Source organism: Lacrimispora xylanisolvens (assembly GCF_002934545.1).
GTDB classification, from domain to species: Bacteria; Bacillota; Clostridia; order Lachnospirales; family Lachnospiraceae; genus Lacrimispora; species Lacrimispora xylanisolvens.
Genome location: NZ_PTJA01000001.1, coordinates 390,423 through 406,686 on the forward strand (window position 1 = coordinate 390,423; position 16,264 = coordinate 406,686).

Annotated in this window: 16 protein-coding genes; 13 read left to right on the forward strand and 3 right to left on the reverse strand. The window is 41.1% G+C overall.

The annotated features are described in order from the left end of the window. Positions 1-81: 81 nt before the first annotated feature. Positions 82-1,131 carry a 16S rRNA (cytosine(1402)-N(4))-methyltransferase RsmH gene (gene rsmH, locus BXY41_RS01900; RefSeq protein ID WP_104433996.1) on the reverse strand — a complete coding sequence of 350 codons (1,050 nt, stop codon included), beginning with the start codon at positions 1,129-1,131 and terminating at the stop codon, positions 82-84. Positions 1,132-1,272: 141 nt separating this feature from the next. On the opposite strand from rsmH, the gene BXY41_RS01905 reads away from it, so the two are divergent. From BXY41_RS01905 to BXY41_RS01930, 6 genes are all read left to right on the forward strand, one after another. Beyond that, a complete protein-coding gene (locus BXY41_RS01905) occupies positions 1,273-1,794 on the forward strand; it encodes a nitroreductase family protein (protein ID WP_104433998.1) in 522 nt (173 codons plus the stop codon). 85 nt (positions 1,795-1,879) lie between these two features. Next, on the forward strand, positions 1,880-2,410 hold the full coding sequence (locus BXY41_RS01910) for a YcxB family protein (protein WP_104434000.1): 531 nt from the start codon (positions 1,880-1,882) through the stop codon (positions 2,408-2,410). A 105-nt stretch (positions 2,411-2,515) separates the two neighbouring features. After that, a complete protein-coding gene (gene cbiM / locus BXY41_RS01915) occupies positions 2,516-3,529 on the forward strand; it encodes a cobalt transporter CbiM (RefSeq protein WP_104434002.1) in 1,014 nt (337 codons plus the stop codon). Continuing rightward, a complete protein-coding gene (locus tag BXY41_RS01920; RefSeq protein ID WP_242980014.1) occupies positions 3,510-4,334 on the forward strand; it encodes an energy-coupling factor transporter transmembrane component T in 825 nt (274 codons plus the stop codon). Before cbiM ends, BXY41_RS01920 begins: the two co-directional genes overlap by 20 nt. Before the next feature lies 1 nt (position 4,335). Further along, entirely contained in the window at positions 4,336-5,085 is a 750-nt protein-coding gene (locus BXY41_RS01925; RefSeq protein ID WP_104434004.1) for an energy-coupling factor ABC transporter ATP-binding protein, read from the forward strand. An 86-nt stretch (positions 5,086-5,171) separates the two neighbouring features. Continuing rightward, on the forward strand, positions 5,172-5,804 hold the full coding sequence (locus BXY41_RS01930) for a hypothetical protein (RefSeq protein WP_104434006.1): 633 nt from the start codon (positions 5,172-5,174) through the stop codon (positions 5,802-5,804). Positions 5,805-5,890: 86 nt separating this feature from the next. Here the strand turns inward: BXY41_RS01930 and BXY41_RS01935 are convergent, their stop codons facing one another. Beyond that, complete coding sequence (locus tag BXY41_RS01935) at positions 5,891-6,577, reverse strand: N-acetylmuramidase domain-containing protein (protein WP_104434008.1); 687 nt, start codon at positions 6,575-6,577, stop codon at positions 5,891-5,893. Positions 6,578-6,805: 228 nt separating this feature from the next. On the opposite strand from BXY41_RS01935, the gene BXY41_RS01940 reads away from it, so the two are divergent. The 7 genes from BXY41_RS01940 to BXY41_RS01970 all read left to right on the forward strand — a co-directional run bounded on the left by BXY41_RS01940 (position 6,806) and on the right by BXY41_RS01970 (position 14,966). Continuing rightward, on the forward strand, positions 6,806-8,260 hold the full coding sequence (locus tag BXY41_RS01940) for a glycoside hydrolase family 43 protein (protein WP_104434010.1): 1,455 nt from the start codon (positions 6,806-6,808) through the stop codon (positions 8,258-8,260). Positions 8,261-8,272: 12 nt separating this feature from the next. Continuing rightward, the gene (locus BXY41_RS01945) at positions 8,273-10,111 is read left to right on the forward strand and encodes a glycoside hydrolase family 43 protein (protein WP_278321409.1); all 1,839 of its coding nucleotides are present in this window, start codon (positions 8,273-8,275) and stop codon (positions 10,109-10,111) included. Positions 10,112-10,186: 75 nt separating this feature from the next. Continuing rightward, complete coding sequence (locus tag BXY41_RS01950) at positions 10,187-11,095, forward strand: glycoside hydrolase (RefSeq protein ID WP_278321410.1); 909 nt, start codon at positions 10,187-10,189, stop codon at positions 11,093-11,095. A gap of 153 nt (positions 11,096-11,248) precedes the next feature. Continuing rightward, positions 11,249-11,857 carry a hypothetical protein gene (locus BXY41_RS01955; protein ID WP_104434012.1) on the forward strand — a complete coding sequence of 203 codons (609 nt, stop codon included), beginning with the start codon at positions 11,249-11,251 and terminating at the stop codon, positions 11,855-11,857. A 9-nt stretch (positions 11,858-11,866) separates the two neighbouring features. After that, positions 11,867-12,571 carry a LytR/AlgR family response regulator transcription factor gene (locus tag BXY41_RS01960; protein ID WP_104434014.1) on the forward strand — a complete coding sequence of 235 codons (705 nt, stop codon included), beginning with the start codon at positions 11,867-11,869 and terminating at the stop codon, positions 12,569-12,571. 12 nt (positions 12,572-12,583) lie between these two features. After that, positions 12,584-13,909, forward strand: a complete 1,326-nt coding sequence (locus tag BXY41_RS01965) for a sensor histidine kinase (protein ID WP_104434016.1) — start codon at positions 12,584-12,586, stop codon at positions 13,907-13,909. 82 nt (positions 13,910-13,991) lie between these two features. Further along, complete coding sequence (locus BXY41_RS01970) at positions 13,992-14,966, forward strand: CPBP family intramembrane glutamic endopeptidase (RefSeq protein ID WP_104434018.1); 975 nt, start codon at positions 13,992-13,994, stop codon at positions 14,964-14,966. A 78-nt stretch (positions 14,967-15,044) separates the two neighbouring features. On the opposite strand, the gene BXY41_RS01975 is transcribed toward BXY41_RS01970, so the two are convergent. Beyond that, positions 15,045-16,229, reverse strand: a complete 1,185-nt coding sequence (locus BXY41_RS01975) for an MFS transporter (protein WP_104434020.1) — start codon at positions 16,227-16,229, stop codon at positions 15,045-15,047. Between the last annotated feature and the right edge of the window lie 35 nt (positions 16,230-16,264).

The following is a 16,264-nucleotide window of genomic DNA, read 5'->3' on the forward strand; positions in this document are numbered from 1 at the left end:
TTGGATTATGAAAAACTGCCGCAAGCGGTTTATTTACTCGATTGCGGCAGTTTTTTTATGGGAGAATATATACGTTTAGTGTTATGATTTTATAGCCCAGCGTAATTTAGCACACCGGGCACGTCCGTTGGAATTACATTCTTCTGCTGAAGGTCTGATTGCATCAGGTGCGATTTCTTTATAAATACCGCTTCGATGGAGACGCTGAAACGATTTTTTTACAAGACGGTCTTCACCTGAATGAAAAGTAAGTATCGCCACACGTCCCCCTATGGCCAAAGCATCCGGAAGCTTTTCTAAAAAGTCGTACAACACCTCAAATTCATTATTCACATCAATCCGCAGCGCCTGAAAGCAGCGCTGACAGGATTTTTTAATTTCATTCTCTCTGTCCTTTTCCGGAATAAATTTTAGCGTATCCTTAATAATCTGCCGGAGCTGGCTGGTTGTTGTTACCTCTTCCCCTTTTTTAATTGCTAAAGTCACCGCACGGGCAATTTCTTCAGCATGAGGCTCGTCTGCATTTTCTAAAAGCATTCCGCATAATTCATTTTGGGAAATGGTTTTTAAACGCTCAGCAGCGGAGATTCCCTTTGACGGATTCAGCCGCAGATCAAGAGGTCCCTCGGTTTTAAATGAAAATCCCCGATCCGGGTTGTCTATCTGCATGGAAGATACACCTAAATCAGCCAGGATAAAATCCAGGGGGCCCGATTCCGGAATTATCTCGTCAATATTGGAAAAATTGGTTTGCCTGATTGTCAGTATCTCCGGACCATAACCCAGATTTTGAAGGCGTTCCCGTGTCCGGGGTAATTCGATAGGATCCACATCGGTTGCATACATATGCCCTTTTGAATCCAGACATTTAAGCATCTCTAACGTATGACCGCCGTAGCCTAATGTTGCATCTAATCCGGTCTCGCCGGGGGTGATTTTTAAAATATCCAGTATTTCCTGTACGCAGATAGAGCGATGCATGCCAGCTGGTGTATTGCCCTTTTGAATCACCTTGGCAACGGTATCAGAATATAGTTCCGGATTCAATTCTTTATATTTATCCTTAAAAGCCTTTGGATGAGTCCCTTTATATCTGGGACGGCGCTGATGTTTTTGTTCCTGATTATCCATTTTTGTTCCACCTTCTTTAAATATCTTTTATAAATGTATCTGCTTACATGATAACAAACCCATGACAGAATGGCAAATGATTGTTTTTATTTTATTTCGTTATATAATGTAATTATCTATGATTAAATGGGAGGTAAAATTATGTTATTGGATATTTTAAAATCCAGAAGAAGCATCAGGAAATTTCAAAACAAAGAGATTGAACAGGAAAAGATTGATACCATACTAAAAAGTGCGCTGCTGGCCCCTTCATCACGCTCCATAAGACCCTGGGAATTTGTAGCAGTCACCAATAAAGAAATAATAAACCAGCTTTCACAAAGCAGAGATCCTGGTTCGGGATTTTTGGCAGGTGCGCCTCTTGCAGTTGCAGTAATTGCGGATCATACATTAAGCGATGTCTGGGTTGAGGATGCGTCCATAGCTGCAACAATAATTCAGTTAACAGCTCAGGATTTAGGTCTTGGTTCCTGTTGGATTCAGGTGAGGGAACGATTTCATAAAGAGCAGGAAACAGCTGGGGATTATATCAGAGAAGTTCTGGGAATACCTGGACAGTACTGTGTTGAATGCCTGATTGCCATTGGTTATCCTGCTGAAGAGAAGAAACCGTATGAAGAAGATATGCTCAAGCGGGAAAAGCTGCATTTTGACAAATTTTAATTACTTAGATAAAATTTGCTGAAAGATCGAATGGAATGAAAAAAGCTTTTGCTGTAGGGCTGAATTGGAAGCAGGGGGGGATAAAATGGAGATTATATTTAAGAGTGAATTTATTATGACATTGGACAGGTATTTATATTTTTGTAATAATCCTGTTGGTGAGGAAGCAAAAAGAAAGTCTGGGGCGTGGAAAAACAGAAATGTCTTGTTTTTTATTATATCATTACTATGCGCATTGATATCTGCCTTAATGAAAGAATGGATCGGATCTTGTTTGTTCCTTGGTCTTGGTGCAGGTTTTACTTATAAGTTTGTTTATCAGCGTAACAGAGTAAATACAAGGTTTTATAATAGTATTCGAAAGTCGCTGGATTCAGCTGAATGGATCAGATCCACAACTTTTGCTGATGTAATGAAAGTACAAGAAGGAAATACAGAAAGCGTTTACGAATATTCTTACATTAAAAGAATAACAGAAGACAATGAATACTTTTATCTATGGCATAATTCAGATTTTGTTATCCGGATTCCCCAGGACAGCTTTGTGATTGGAGACAAAAAGGATTTCAAAAATTTTATTGCAGATAGAATTTACGAAAGCAGGGTCACAAGTTAACATAAAAAATAAAAAATTATATCCTCCACCGGGGCTTGTTGAGATCAAATAACGTTTTATAATTGTACTTAGCAGAAAGTAAAATTATGAAAGGTTGGTAAGAACATGCATATTCCAGACAATTATTTAAGCCCGTCGACCTGTGCCGCAATGGGTGCTGCCATGGTTCCTGTTTGGACAAAGGCAATCAGGAAGGTGAAGGAAGAAATTCCTAAAGCAAAGATCCCCCTGCTTGGTGTGGGGGCAGCATTTTCATTTCTTCTTATGATGTTTAATGTACCGCTTCCAGGAGGAACAACAGGGCATGCTGTAGGTGGTACACTATTGGCTGTTTTGATGGGGCCTTATGCCGCCTGCATCAGTGTTACGGTTGCGCTCTTCATTCAGGCGTTGTTATTTGGCGACGGTGGTATTCTTGCTTTTGGGGCAAATTGTTTTAATATGGCATTTGTTCTGCCGTTTTTTGGATATTATATTTATAAATTTATTAAAGACCATGTCAGGTCAGAAAAAGGGGAATACCTGGGTATTATTCTGGGTTCCTATGCCGGAATTAATGTAGCTGCACTCTGTGCCGCCATTGAATTTGGAATTCAGCCCCTTTTATTTAAAGATGGCGCGGGGCAGGCACTTTATTGTCCATACCCCCTCTCTGTTTCCATACCTGCCATGCTGATTCCTCATCTCCTGGTTGCAGGAATTGTGGAAGCTGTTTTTACGGCTGCAATTGTCATTTACATAAAAAAAGTATCTCCAGGTACATTTTATAAGGGTGCCAAAGAAAAGACGAGAGCTGTTTACGGTTTGGTAGCAGGGCTTATCTGCTTTACTCCGCTGGGGCTTCTGGCAACAGGAACTGCATGGGGAGAATGGGGGACAGATGAAATTAAGGAGGTAGTATCCGGGGGAAATGCTTTGGGATTTGTTCCTCACGGTATGAAGGAAGGCTTTAATTTTAGTGCCGTTATGCCGGATTATGCAGTGAGCGGACTGCCGGAAGTGGCAGGATATTTATTGTCTGCAGTTGCTGGAGTGGCAATCATGATTATTTTCTTTAAGATACTTGGTAATATGAAAAAAGACAAGGCTGGAAACAACGTTGGATCATACAGAAATTAAAGTAAATGATATGCCGGAATGGCTTTTAAAAAACGAGAACTACATACCGTCAGCCGATAAGGATACTTTTGTTAATAAAAGTATCCTGTCTGTATTTAAGGTGTTATCCAGAATAAAAAAACAGGATTCACCAGGGAAAACAGCTTTTCAAATGAATGTACCTCTTCAGGTTTTAGGCACACTCGTTTTAATTTTACTGGTTTCACTCACAAGAAGCTTTGTATTCGTTATAATTGTAAATGTCTGGTTATTGGCAGTCTTAAGCATGACTGATACAACGCATATGATAGTAATCTTGAAGCTAAGTATGGGTATTACTTTTTTTACGGCTATTATTATGCTGCCGGCATTTATTTTGGGTAATACCTATAGCAGTATCATGATTACTACAAAGGTGTTTGCTACAATCACTGTCATGGGTCTGCTTTCTCATTCCACAAAGTGGAGTGCACTGACTCAGGCACTGAAACGATTTTATTTACCTGATATTTTTATATTCATACTTGATATTACAATCAAATATATTTATATGCTGGGTGAATTCTCGTTAAATATGTTTTATGCATTAAAGCTTCGGTCTGTGGGAAAGAACCGCAGCAAGTATTCGTCAATGGCAGGAATTGCAGGAACTGTATTTCTTCAGTCCAAAGAAATGGCCGAGGATATGTATCATGCCATGGAATGCAGAGGATTTACGGGAGAATATCATTTAAATGATAAATCAAAGTTTAAATGGCGGGATTACCTCTATATTGGAATAATTGCTGTTTTTTTCACTTTATTTATTTACTTTGGAAGGGTGTAACATGATTGAACTAAAGGATGTCTGTTTTTCATATACGGATATGATTGCATTGGATCACATTAATCTCAGCATAAAAACAGGGGAAGCAATTGCGTTAATGGGGGCAAATGGCTGTGGCAAGTCTACTCTGTTAAAGCTATTAAATGGAATTATTTCTCCAGACTCTGGAAGCTATTGGTTTCATGGGGAAGAAGTCACTCATAAAAAACTTCAGGATGAAAAATTTTCAAAGCTTCTTCATCAAAAAATTGGATTCGTATTTCAGAATTCCGATACGCAGCTGTTTTGTTCCAGTGTCTATGATGAAGTGGCGTTCGGGCCAAGGCAGATGGGCCTTGAAGAATCAGAGGTGGAACATCGGGTAAATGATTGTCTTGCTTTGCTGGGGATACAGGAATTCCGTAATAGGATACCATATCACTTAAGCGGAGGAGAAAAGCGGAAAGTTGCGATTGCCTGCGTGCTGTCATTAAATCCTGAGGTTCTGGTTCTTGATGAACCAATGAACGGACTTGATCCCAAGACGCAGAGATGGCTTGTGGATTTTCTGAAGAAGTTAAACAAAGCAGGGAAGACTTTAATAACTTCCACTCATAATCTTGAGCTTGTGCATGAAATATCAAATAGGGCTGTTCTCTTTGGAGAATCCCATACCATTGTGGCAGATATGGTTACCGAAGAGCTGTTAACGGATGTGGAACTGTTAAAAAGGGTAAATCTTGTGGATTCGTGTTATCAATACAAGGTGTAGTCTTCTATTTAGGTGGAAAGACTTGATTCGTTGATTAGCCAAAGATATAATAATTATTGATTCATAATAGTTTAAGGGGAAAACGTATGAAAAGAAAGGTGATGTTAATTGCCGCGGCAATACTGACTTTAAGTATAACTGCGGGCTGTCAGAAGCAAAAGGCTGAGAATATCCCTAAGGAGTCAGAATCTATCAGTGGTATTGATATTAAATATGAAACGGAAACTGCATCATCCGGTGATGACGATTCGTCCGGTTTAGATGTGAGGCTTGATGAAAACCGGATTATACTTGAGCAGTCCTTTCATGCTGAACTGGGCGACTGGGGAGATGTAAGGTTTGTGTCATACGGTCCTGCAGCTGGTTCGGATTTTGAAGATGTTTCATTTTACCTGATGAAAAATGGTAAGGTGGTTTTTGCATTTCCCTTTTATGGTGAAAATAATAAAACGGATCAATATGCCGGGCTTTTTGACAGTGTGGAGTCGGTGGCGTTTCATGATGTAAATGGGGATAATATAAAGGATGTAATTGTTATTATTAACTACATTACCGGTGCCGGTCCCCAGGGGATGGAGCCCCGTCCCAAAGCCAGAATATTCCTCGCGGACAAAAAGGGATTTATTCTGGCGAAGGATATGACAGATGATGTAAATGATCATATTGAAGAAAAAGATATGAGCATGGGGCACATTTACGATTATCTGAAAAACAAATAATTTCTGATTGATTATATGGCATATTTTAAACAAGCGCCCCAGGTGTTCATAGGACACTGGGAGCGTTTGTTTTTATATTAATATGATTATGCTTTTGTGTAATCGGCTGCATTTGTTTTAAGCTTAGGACCATAGGTGACTCCATCTCCATTGTAGATTGCTCCCATCTTATTAAAATCCCGTGACTGGCAGGTTTTTATCAGAGAACCGTTGCTGTACTTTGCAATAAAGGTACAAAAGCCTTTCATCTGGTTGTCTTCGCTAATGCTAAAGTCATTAAACATAGCCTTTGGTGAACTAAAACCTGTGACCTCATAGTGAAAGCCCATAATATGGGGAAGACCCATACTAATGGAATAATAAGCGTAGTATTCGTTAATTCCAATTGCCAGATTAAATGCATCGTATTCACTGGCCTGATTTCCGGTGTGGGTTTTATTCCATGTTCCATTTTTGTAATAATAATGTACTTTATCCTCAACTTTAAAGGTCTTGGAGGCGTTTGAAACATTCTTTAAGAAAATATGGTTTTCAAAACGGATTAATAGTTTTCCGCTGGTAAAACCTGATCCGGAAGATTCTGTGAGAATAAAGCCGCCTAACACGTCATCCCCAATGGAGTACTTAGAGGCAAAGGAAGAAATAATTGATCCAAATTTCTTTTTAAGGTTTATTGCGGCTGCGCTGGCTCCGGAACTGCCGTCAGAGGTGGCATTATCAAGAGCGGTGAGAGTAGCTTTACCAGCATATCCAGAGTTATCATAATCTGCCATAATCTTATCTCCTTTTATTACTTTAAATTTGCAAATTCAGTAATAAAAAAGGAGATATCAGTCATATTTGTAAACTTTAAACGTTTATTAAATAATAAATAATTTTTTAGTTTACAAATCTCTCCCCCCATTCTTTTTAACAGGTAGATTTGCAGATCAATTGCTTCTCCGTCTATGCCGGCTAAGGGGGGCCATTTGAAATTTTAAAAATCCAGGAGGTAATAAAAGATGAATAAAACAATTGCAAAATCAGTCGGTAATTCCAACCCTCTGATCGATCACCACTTAGGAGCAGATCCGTTTGCCCTGACTTACAATGGAAGAGTTTACATCTATATGTCCAGCGACAATTATGAGTACAACGCAGATGGATCAATCAAAGAAAACAGTTTTAATAATTTAAAGAGTGTTTTTGTAATATCGTCAGAAGATATGGTTAACTGGACCGATCATGGAGCCATTCCGGTAGCAGGTGCAAACGGTGCTAACGCAGGGCAGGGAATTGCAAAATGGGCAGGCGGCTCCTGGGCACCGGCAGCTGCGGTGAAAAATATCAATGGCAAGGACAAATTTTTCCTTTATTTCGCTAACGGCGGAAACGGCATCGGCGTATTGACGGCTGACAGCCCCATTGGTCCATGGAGTGATCCACTGGGCAGAGCGCTGGTATCAGGCAGTACACCAGGCATCTCCGGTGTGGTATGGCTCTTTGATCCGGCTGTCTTTGTAGACAGTGACGGAACAGGATATCTGTACTGCGGCGGCGGAGTTCCGGGAGGACAGAATCCGTCACAGTCCCAGTGGGCAAATCCAAAGACTGCCAGAGTTCTTAAGCTGGGCCAGGATATGATCAGTATTGTGGGAAGCGCTTCCACCATTGATGCTCCTTTCATGTTTGAAGATTCAGGAATCCACAAATATAACGGGGTTTATTACTACTCTTACTGCATTAATTTTTCCGGCTCTCACCCAGGAAGCGTTCCTCCAGGAGAAATCGGATATATGACCAGCAACAGTCCAATGGGACCATTTACCTACAGAGGTCATTTCTTAAAGAATCCGGGCAGCTTTTTCGGAGGCGGAGGCAATAACCATCATTGTGTTTTCCAGTTTAAGAATCAGTGGTACGTAGTTTATCATACTCAGACCGTGAGTCTTGCATTATATGGTTCCGGTAAAGGTTACCGTTCTCCTCACATTAACCAGTTGTTCCATAACAGCGATGGAACCATTGGTGAGGTTGCAGCAAACTATGCAGGAGTGAGTCAGCTTTCCAATTTAAATCCATATAAGCGGGTGGAAGCAGAAACCATTGGCTGGAATGGAAGAATTTTAACAGAAAAGTGCTCTGCTGGTGGAGGCCCTGTATACAATCAGGATGTGACAGGAATTCAGAACGGAGACTGGATTGGTGTAGGAAATGCAGATTTTGGTTCCACAGGTGCCAAACGCTTTAAGGCTAACGTTGCTTCAACTTCCGGAGGTAAGATTGAAGTTCGTCTGGACAGCGAGACCGGTAAGCTGGTGGGGACTCTTACTGTACCTAATACCGGAGGCATGCAAAACTGGAGAGAAGTAGAAACAACAATTAGCGGTGCTACAGGAGTACATAAACTGTTCTTTGCGTTTACCGGAAACGGCAGCGGAAACTTATTTAATTTTGACTATTGGCAGTTTTCGTAAAGGGGATCTATTATGGATAATAGTATGAATGAGACAATAAAAGCAGCCTGGCAGTCAGATAACGGAAATGGTACTTACACCAATCCAATACTAAATGCGGATTATCCTGACATTGCGGCAATTCGGGTTGGAAAAGATTTTTATATGGTAAGCTCTACGTTTGTGTCCTTTCCTTCCATCCCAATCATGCATTCAAGGGATCTGGTAAACTGGGAGATAATCGGATATGTGACGGCAGATTTAAATGGAACCGGGAAATCTTATACCCTCACTAACAATTTTGAGGATTATGGGCATGGATGCTGGGCACCTACCATTGCTTACCGTAACGGTGTTTATTATGTGGGAATTTATCAGGCACAGGGCAAATTTATTCTGTGTACTTCCACCAATCCGGCAGGCCCTTATACGAAAACAGTGTTTAATCAGGGATTTCATGATCCGGCGCTGTTTCTTGATGATGATGGAACCGGATATATTATTTCAGAAGCAAATGATGTGAAGATCAGTAAACTGAGCGGGGATTATAAGTCTGTGGTAAACAGCAGAGTATCCACCCGTATTGAAGGAATTACCGGCAAGTATCTGGTGGAAGGCACTCATGTTATAAAAAAGAACGGGTATTACTATATATTCCGGAATTCTACACCACCAGAATCCTATACTTATTGTCTGCGGTCTAAAAATATTTACGGGCCTTATGAAATGAGAATCCTTTTAAATGGGCCCAGGATACCAGGCGGCAGCCAGATTCATCAGGGAGGTCCCATTGACACACCCACCGGAGAGTGGTGGTTCTATGTATTTCAGGATGGAAACGGCTTAGGACGCCGTGATATTCTGGTACCCATGCAGTGGCAGAATGACTGGCCGGTGCTGGGGGATCCGTCTACCATTAAGAATGTGACAATCGGGGGAAAGAGCTATCCTATGGGAAGTGTTCCCATTACGTACAGAAAACCAGATGTGGGAGCTTCTTATCCGGTAGTATCGATTCCTGACAGTGATGAATTTAATTCCACTGTTCTGGGAGTTCAGTGGCAGTGGAACCATTATCCCGACAACAGCAAATGGTCACTAAGCGAGAGACCGGGATATTTACGGCTTCGGGCAAAACAGGCCAATAATCTGTGGAGAGCAACGAATACACTTACCCAAAGAGTTCAGGGACCGGACTGCCAGGGAACCATTGAGCTGGATACTGCCAATATGGCAGATGGGGATCAGGCAGGACTTTGCCTGTTAAACATTCCTTATGGCTGCATTGGAGTGGTGAAGTCCGCTGGTGTAAAAAAGATCGTTGCCAATATCAACGCTAAGGAAGATGCCCAGGGAGTGATTACCAATGGTCCTGAACTTCGCAGTAATATTGTGTACTTACGGGCCAATGCTAATCTTCTTACAGATAAGGCAGTCTTTTCCTACAGTACAGACAATGTGAATTTCACTCAGCTTGGAGGGCAGCTGAATATGCCGTTTGACCTTGGGTTCTTCCAGGGAGATAAGTTTGGTATCTACAACTTTAACACAGCATCAGCTGGTGGATACGTTGATGTAAACTGGTTCCGGTTTGTCTCCTCAAACAGAAAAACAACAGGTACTATGGAGGCAGCCGTAACAGAAGATATGCTGGAAGCAAGTATGGCTGTATCCGCGTCAGGCGGAGATGCAGCAATTAATCTGGCAGCACAGAAACAGCTGATCCGGGGGTACGGAGGAATCAACCACCCTGCATGGATTGGCGATCTGACGGCGGCTCAGAGAGAGACTGCATTTGGAAACGGAACTAACCAGCTGGGATTTAGTATTTTAAGAATTTATATTGATGAAAATAAGAACAACTGGAGCTGAGAACTGGCGACGGCGAAGAAGGCAAAGGAAAAAGGAGCCTTACTATTTGCATCACCATGGAATCCGCCCAGTGATATGGCAGAGACTTTCACCCGTGACGGTGTAGCAAATCAGAAACGGCTTAAGTACGATAAGTACGGTGCCTACGCCCAGCACCTCAATGATTTTGTCACCTTTATGAAGAACAATGGGGTGGAGCTTTACGCCATATCCGTTCAGAATGAGCCCGATTATGCACATACGTGGACCTGGTGGACTCCTTCTGAAATGCTGAACTTCATGAAAAATTATGCGGGATCTATTAACTGCAAAGTCATCGCACCGGAATCATTTTCTTATATGAAGAACATGTCAGACCCCATATTAAATGATTCTCAGGCTCTTGCCAACATGGATATTCTTGGAGCACATCTTTATGGTACACCGGAGAGCAGCTTCTCTTATCCGCTTTTCAAGCAGAAGGGGGCAAATAAGGAGCTTTGGATGACGGAGGTATATTATCCAAACAGCAATAATAATTCAGCTGATTTATGGCCGGAGGCACTTGAGGTATCCTATCACATTCACAATGCTATGGTTTTAGGTGATTTTCAGGCTTACGTATGGTGGTATATCCGCAGACAGTATGGTCCCATGAAGGAAGACGGAACAATCAGCAAACGAGGCTATAATATGGCACATTTCTCCAAATTTGTCAGACCTGGCTATGTGAGGGTAGACGCTACAGCCAATCCGTCAAATGGTGTTTATATTTCCGCTTACAAAGGAGATAATAAGGCAGTGATTGTAGCAATTAATAAGAATACATCTGCTGTCAGTCAGAAATTTACTTTCCAGAACGGTACGGGAGGTTCGGTATCCTCCTGGATCACAGACGGAAGCAGAAATCTTGCAGCAGGTTCCAGTTACCGTGTATCCGGTAATGCCTTCACTGCCCAGCTTCCAGCCAGAAGTGTCACAACCTTCGTAACCAGCTTAAGTTAAGCAGGCGTATAAAAATGAATGAGGCAGGGTGCTCTGACAGTCAGTCAGGGTGCCCTGTTTCATCGGCTAAATTCTTAAGTATTTTGATTTGTATTTACGGGCTGGGAAACTGGTATTATAATACGCTTATAATGAAAATGAGAGAGGAGAAAGATGAAGAAAGAATTACCCTATTTCAGTATTGGAGATTCCTTCGGGGGAAATCAGGACTGGTTCCGGGATCCGATGATGCATTTAGGCGGCTGCGGAGCCGCAGCTGCATGTGATGTCTGCATTAATCTGGCGCTCCATCACAACAGAACTCATCTGTATCCATCTGATATCCAGGAACTTGACAAGGAAGCTTACATTAGGTTTTCCAGCACGATGAAGCCGTATCTGAGACCGCGCTTTGGAGGGATTGATACGCTGGAAGTGTTTATGGATGGATTTAATCAATATTTAGAATATGTAAATGAGAAGAAGATACAGTTGTCCGGCTGTCCTGGAGATACTCCCCCAAGGGAAGCAGCAGCTAAAGTGAAAGATCAGATTGACAGGGGAATTCCAATTCCTATTTTACAGCTTCGCCATAAGAATGTGAATTTTAAGGATCTGGTGTGGCATTGGTTTATGCTGGTGGGATATAAAGAATTTGAGAATGAATTTTATGTTAAAATTGCTACCTACGGGGGATTTCGCTGGCTCTCGTTCTATGAGCTGTGGGAGACTGGATATAAGCGTAAGGGTGGAATGGTGTTATTGCAGCAGAAGGATGAGTAAGGAGATACGGTGAAAGCAGCAATTTGTGATGATGATGGAGCGTTTCAGTTGTTCCTGCGGGAAAGGCTGGAATCGTATTATGGTATCCTGGAGATTGAAATAGAAGATTTTTGTACTGGTACGAGTTTTATTGAGAAGTTCAGAGATCATCCATATGAATATCATCTGATTTTTATGGATATTGAAATGCCGGGCATGAATGGAATAGAGACTTCAAGACTGATTCGGAATATCAATCCATCCGTGCCGGTGATTTTTTTAACCAGCCACAGGGAATATGCTTTGGAAGGGTATGAAGTGGATGCATTTCGTTACCTGGAAAAACCGCTGCAGGTGGAGAAACTGGAAAAAGCATTAAATGATTATAATAAATTATGGATGCAGAGTGGCAGGGTTTCTTTCCAGGACGGTGAAAATACCGTTCTGGTAAACTGGGCAGATATACAGTATGTGCATAGTGAGAATGTTTATATCCATATTTACCTGGAACAGGGAAAATATCTGATTCGTAAAAGAATCAGTGAGCTGGAAATGCAGATGCCAAAAAATTTATTCTTCAAGCCTCACAGAAGCTATCTGATCAATCTGGGGTTTGTGAGTTCCTTTGATGGTAAAAGAATCATCATGAAGAACAGCTATAAAATACCCGTCAGCAGAGGAAAACGGGATGGATTAAAAGAAGCAGTATTAAATTATTTACGGATATCAGGATAAGACAGGTGAGTCATGTTAGAAAAAGCATACATAGTAATGGGGTGCACAGAATTATTATTGATAATGATATTAATTGGTAAGTATATCTATTTTGAGCAATTATTACATCATGTCCGTTCGTGGAGTATCTATCTGATACTTTTTCTGTTCTGTGAAGTTTTAGTCTGTTTTATGAATAATGAAAGCCTTGCCCTGATTGCTTTGCCTTTTGTATTTTTCAGCGGGCTGATTTTTTTTACAAGAAAGTCTAAAAAGATCAGAGGTATATTTATAACAGTGCCCATCACAGGTATGATATTTTCGTTATTGATCCTGCCGGTCTCTCTTATTTTTCTTTTTTCTGAATCCATGGTTTTTACCATTGACCATTCATCTGCATGGATGTGGATTTACGATGTCCTGTTCCTGACTGGCTTTGTCTTGTTTTTTTGGAAGGTGAAAAAACATTTTGATGAATCAGTTATAAATCGAACACTTTCTAATTGGGAAAGAAATCTGATCAATATGACCGGTCTGTTTCTATTTATTTTCACAATGCTGATTGTGTGTGTGGATGAGTTTAAAATAGCATCTTTTTACTCAAAATGCTTTGTGGGATCTGGCATTTTCATTATTGTTTTTCTGGAAGCATCCATTATTGCAATGGTGATACAGGGAAATGGTAAGATTTATTTTCAGCAGGCCGCTGTCTTAAATGAACATTATCTGAAAGTACAGCTGGAGCATTTTAAAGCATATCAGGAAACTCAGAAAGAGACTAGAAGAGTATATCATGATATGAAAAACCATATCAGCTGTGTATACAATCTGATTCAGCAGGGCAGATATGAGGAAACCGGGAATTATCTGATGGATTTAAATGCACAGATACAGAACATAAAAAAAGAGCTTTACACCGGAAATGATATTGTAGATGCCATCATGAATGAGAAGCTGTCGATTGCTTCAAATAATAACATATCCATATCAATTGATGGAAAACTTGGATATCTGCCGGTGAATCCCATTGATCTCTGCACTATTTTTTCCAATGCTGCAGACAATGGGATAGAAGCATTAAGGGACAGTCGTATATCGGATAAGGTGTTGGAAATCCGGTTTAAGAAACAAGGTGAGATGCAGTGGATTATGTTCCGCAATCCGGTGAAGTACAGGGGAGCTGCCTTTTTGCCCGTTACGTCAAAAGGGGATTATTCCAATCATGGATTTGGTCTGTTAAATATAAGGATGGCTGTGGAAAAATATAAGGGACACATGGAGTATCGTCTGGAAGCTGATGGTGATCTTACGTATTTTGTACTGGAGATCCTTTTGTTTGTGCACAACACAACACGATAGTGACATTTCACAACAAAAATTACTATGAGCAGATATCTGGAGCTATGATAAATCTTGAAATATAGCAAAGGAGACAAAAGAAATGAGTTGTGATTCCCAAACAAATGAAAAACAATGGAATAAAAGGGAGATAAGAAAAAATACATCTAAATTAGTCCGGGGCATTCTTCTATACGAACTGATTATGTTTCTTACTGTAATTGTTGATATAACCTGCAGAATCATTGGCGTTTCCCGCAACGCAGATTTTAATATGGATGCGGTTCTTGATGAGGCCATGAAGAGTGGTAATTCCAGTATTATTGCTGTAATTCTGGGTATTGCTTTTCTATTCTTTTATTTCCGAAAAAGTGACTGCCGCAAGCTGGTGTTTTATAACAGAAATAAAATGACCTGGAGGTCATTCCTGATTCTATTGACTGTATTTATGTCCGCACAGGCTGCTTTCAGCTTATTAGGCGGAGGTATGGAGCTTGGCTTTAACCAGTTTGGTTACAGTATTCTGGGAGAGATTGAAAACGCTTCTGCTAACAGCAGTACGTTCTCTATGTTGATATACGTTTCATTCATCGGACCTGTTTCAGAAGAAATTATTTTCCGAGGTTTCATAATGAGAGGGTTTCAAAAGTATGGTGCCAGATATGCGGTAGTAATGTCTGCTGTCATCTTTGGATTGTTTCATGGAAATCTGATTCAGAGTATTTTCGCAGTGATGGTTGGTCTGGTGCTTGGATATACGGCTATGAACTATTCTATAAAATGGTCTATATTGTTGCATATTATAAATAATTTTGTATTTGGTGAATTATTTACCCGTTTGATTTCAGGCATGAATGTATCCGTGCAGTCTATGGTATTTTATGCCGTAGAGGGTGCGTTCCTGGCAGGAACAGTGCATCTGATGGTGATGAATCGGGAGAAATTAAGAGAGGAAATGAAGGAGACCAGGATTGAACGGGGCTTGCTGGGAGTCACATGTTCTTCTATATGGCTTCTGATATTTTTTGCCTTTCAACTATACTTAGGAATATCCGGAATAGAAAAACTGCCGGTTTAAAATTTCAGTGCCCGCCTACTTGAGACAGAGGCGGGCACTTTTATGGACAAAACGCGGGATCTGTTTATAATTACTGCATCAGGCGGCAGCTAAGTCTCCCGGACTTCTTCTGCCAATGGTTCTCACTGCAGAAACAGCAAATACCAGCATCAGTATTAAAGTACATACATAATAGCGGCCGCGTACGCTGTCACCAGCCAGAATATAAGATACTCTTGTTACAACATAGGGAGCCAGTGTCTGACCGATGTTAACAACAGCGCCGTTAATAGCAATGCATAAAGTAATGGCCGCCGGAGAAACGCTGGAGATAATATTGGTGATGATCTGTGGAAATACCATCATCATACCCACACCTGTAAGCAGGCCTGAAACATAGACAAGAACCGGCGAGTATGCAATAGCCATAGAAAGAAGACCGAGAGCAGAAAGCAGAAAGCCTGCCGGCAGAGTCCATTTCTTAAGCACATTTGCAATTTTTCCATAGACCGCTCCGCAGACAAAGCCACCGATGGTGAGCATGGAAAGACCGATTCCGGATATAGCAGCAGTGCCGATTCCTTCCCCTTCTACAAACAGGGATAAGTTTACCGCAAAACAGTGAAGGAATGTCATGTAGACAAATATGACTGCATACCAGTAGAACACTGCCCCTGGAAGCTTCATCTTCTGTCCGGCAGTACCTTCTTTTTTCTTCCGAACCGGCTGATCCTGGGGAAGACAGAACAATACACCGAAAAATGCTGCAAGACCAAGAAGATGAACAAGGAATATGTATTTATAGCTTATGACAACTACAATTCCCCCAATGATGGTCATTATAATGCTCCCTACTGAGCCGGAACTGTTTAACCAGCCCAGTATGGTATCTCTTTCTGAAGGTGCGTCAGCAAAGCTTTCAAAAATAATCGCCTGGCTGAGGGGCTGGAGTAAACCGATTCCAAGACCCACCAGTAACCTTGAAAGATACAGTACCGTAAAGGAATCAGAAAAAAACGGGATACATCCGCCTGCTGTAAAGATGCACAGAGCAATCAGGGAAAGTGTCTTTTTTGAAATTACATTAGCAATTGGCCCGGATAGAAAACTCACTACAACAATAACAAGAGCCGGAATCGTGATCAGTGTCTGAATGGTCTCGATGCTTACGTCCGGATAAGCTGCTGCAATACTGCTTAAACCAGCGGAAATTGCCATTGCCCCCATTGATATTAGTCCCAGAAACAAAATCCCTATCACTGTTTTGATATTACCCTTAAACATAAAAGTCCCCTCTCAATAATGACCTGTTCTGACTG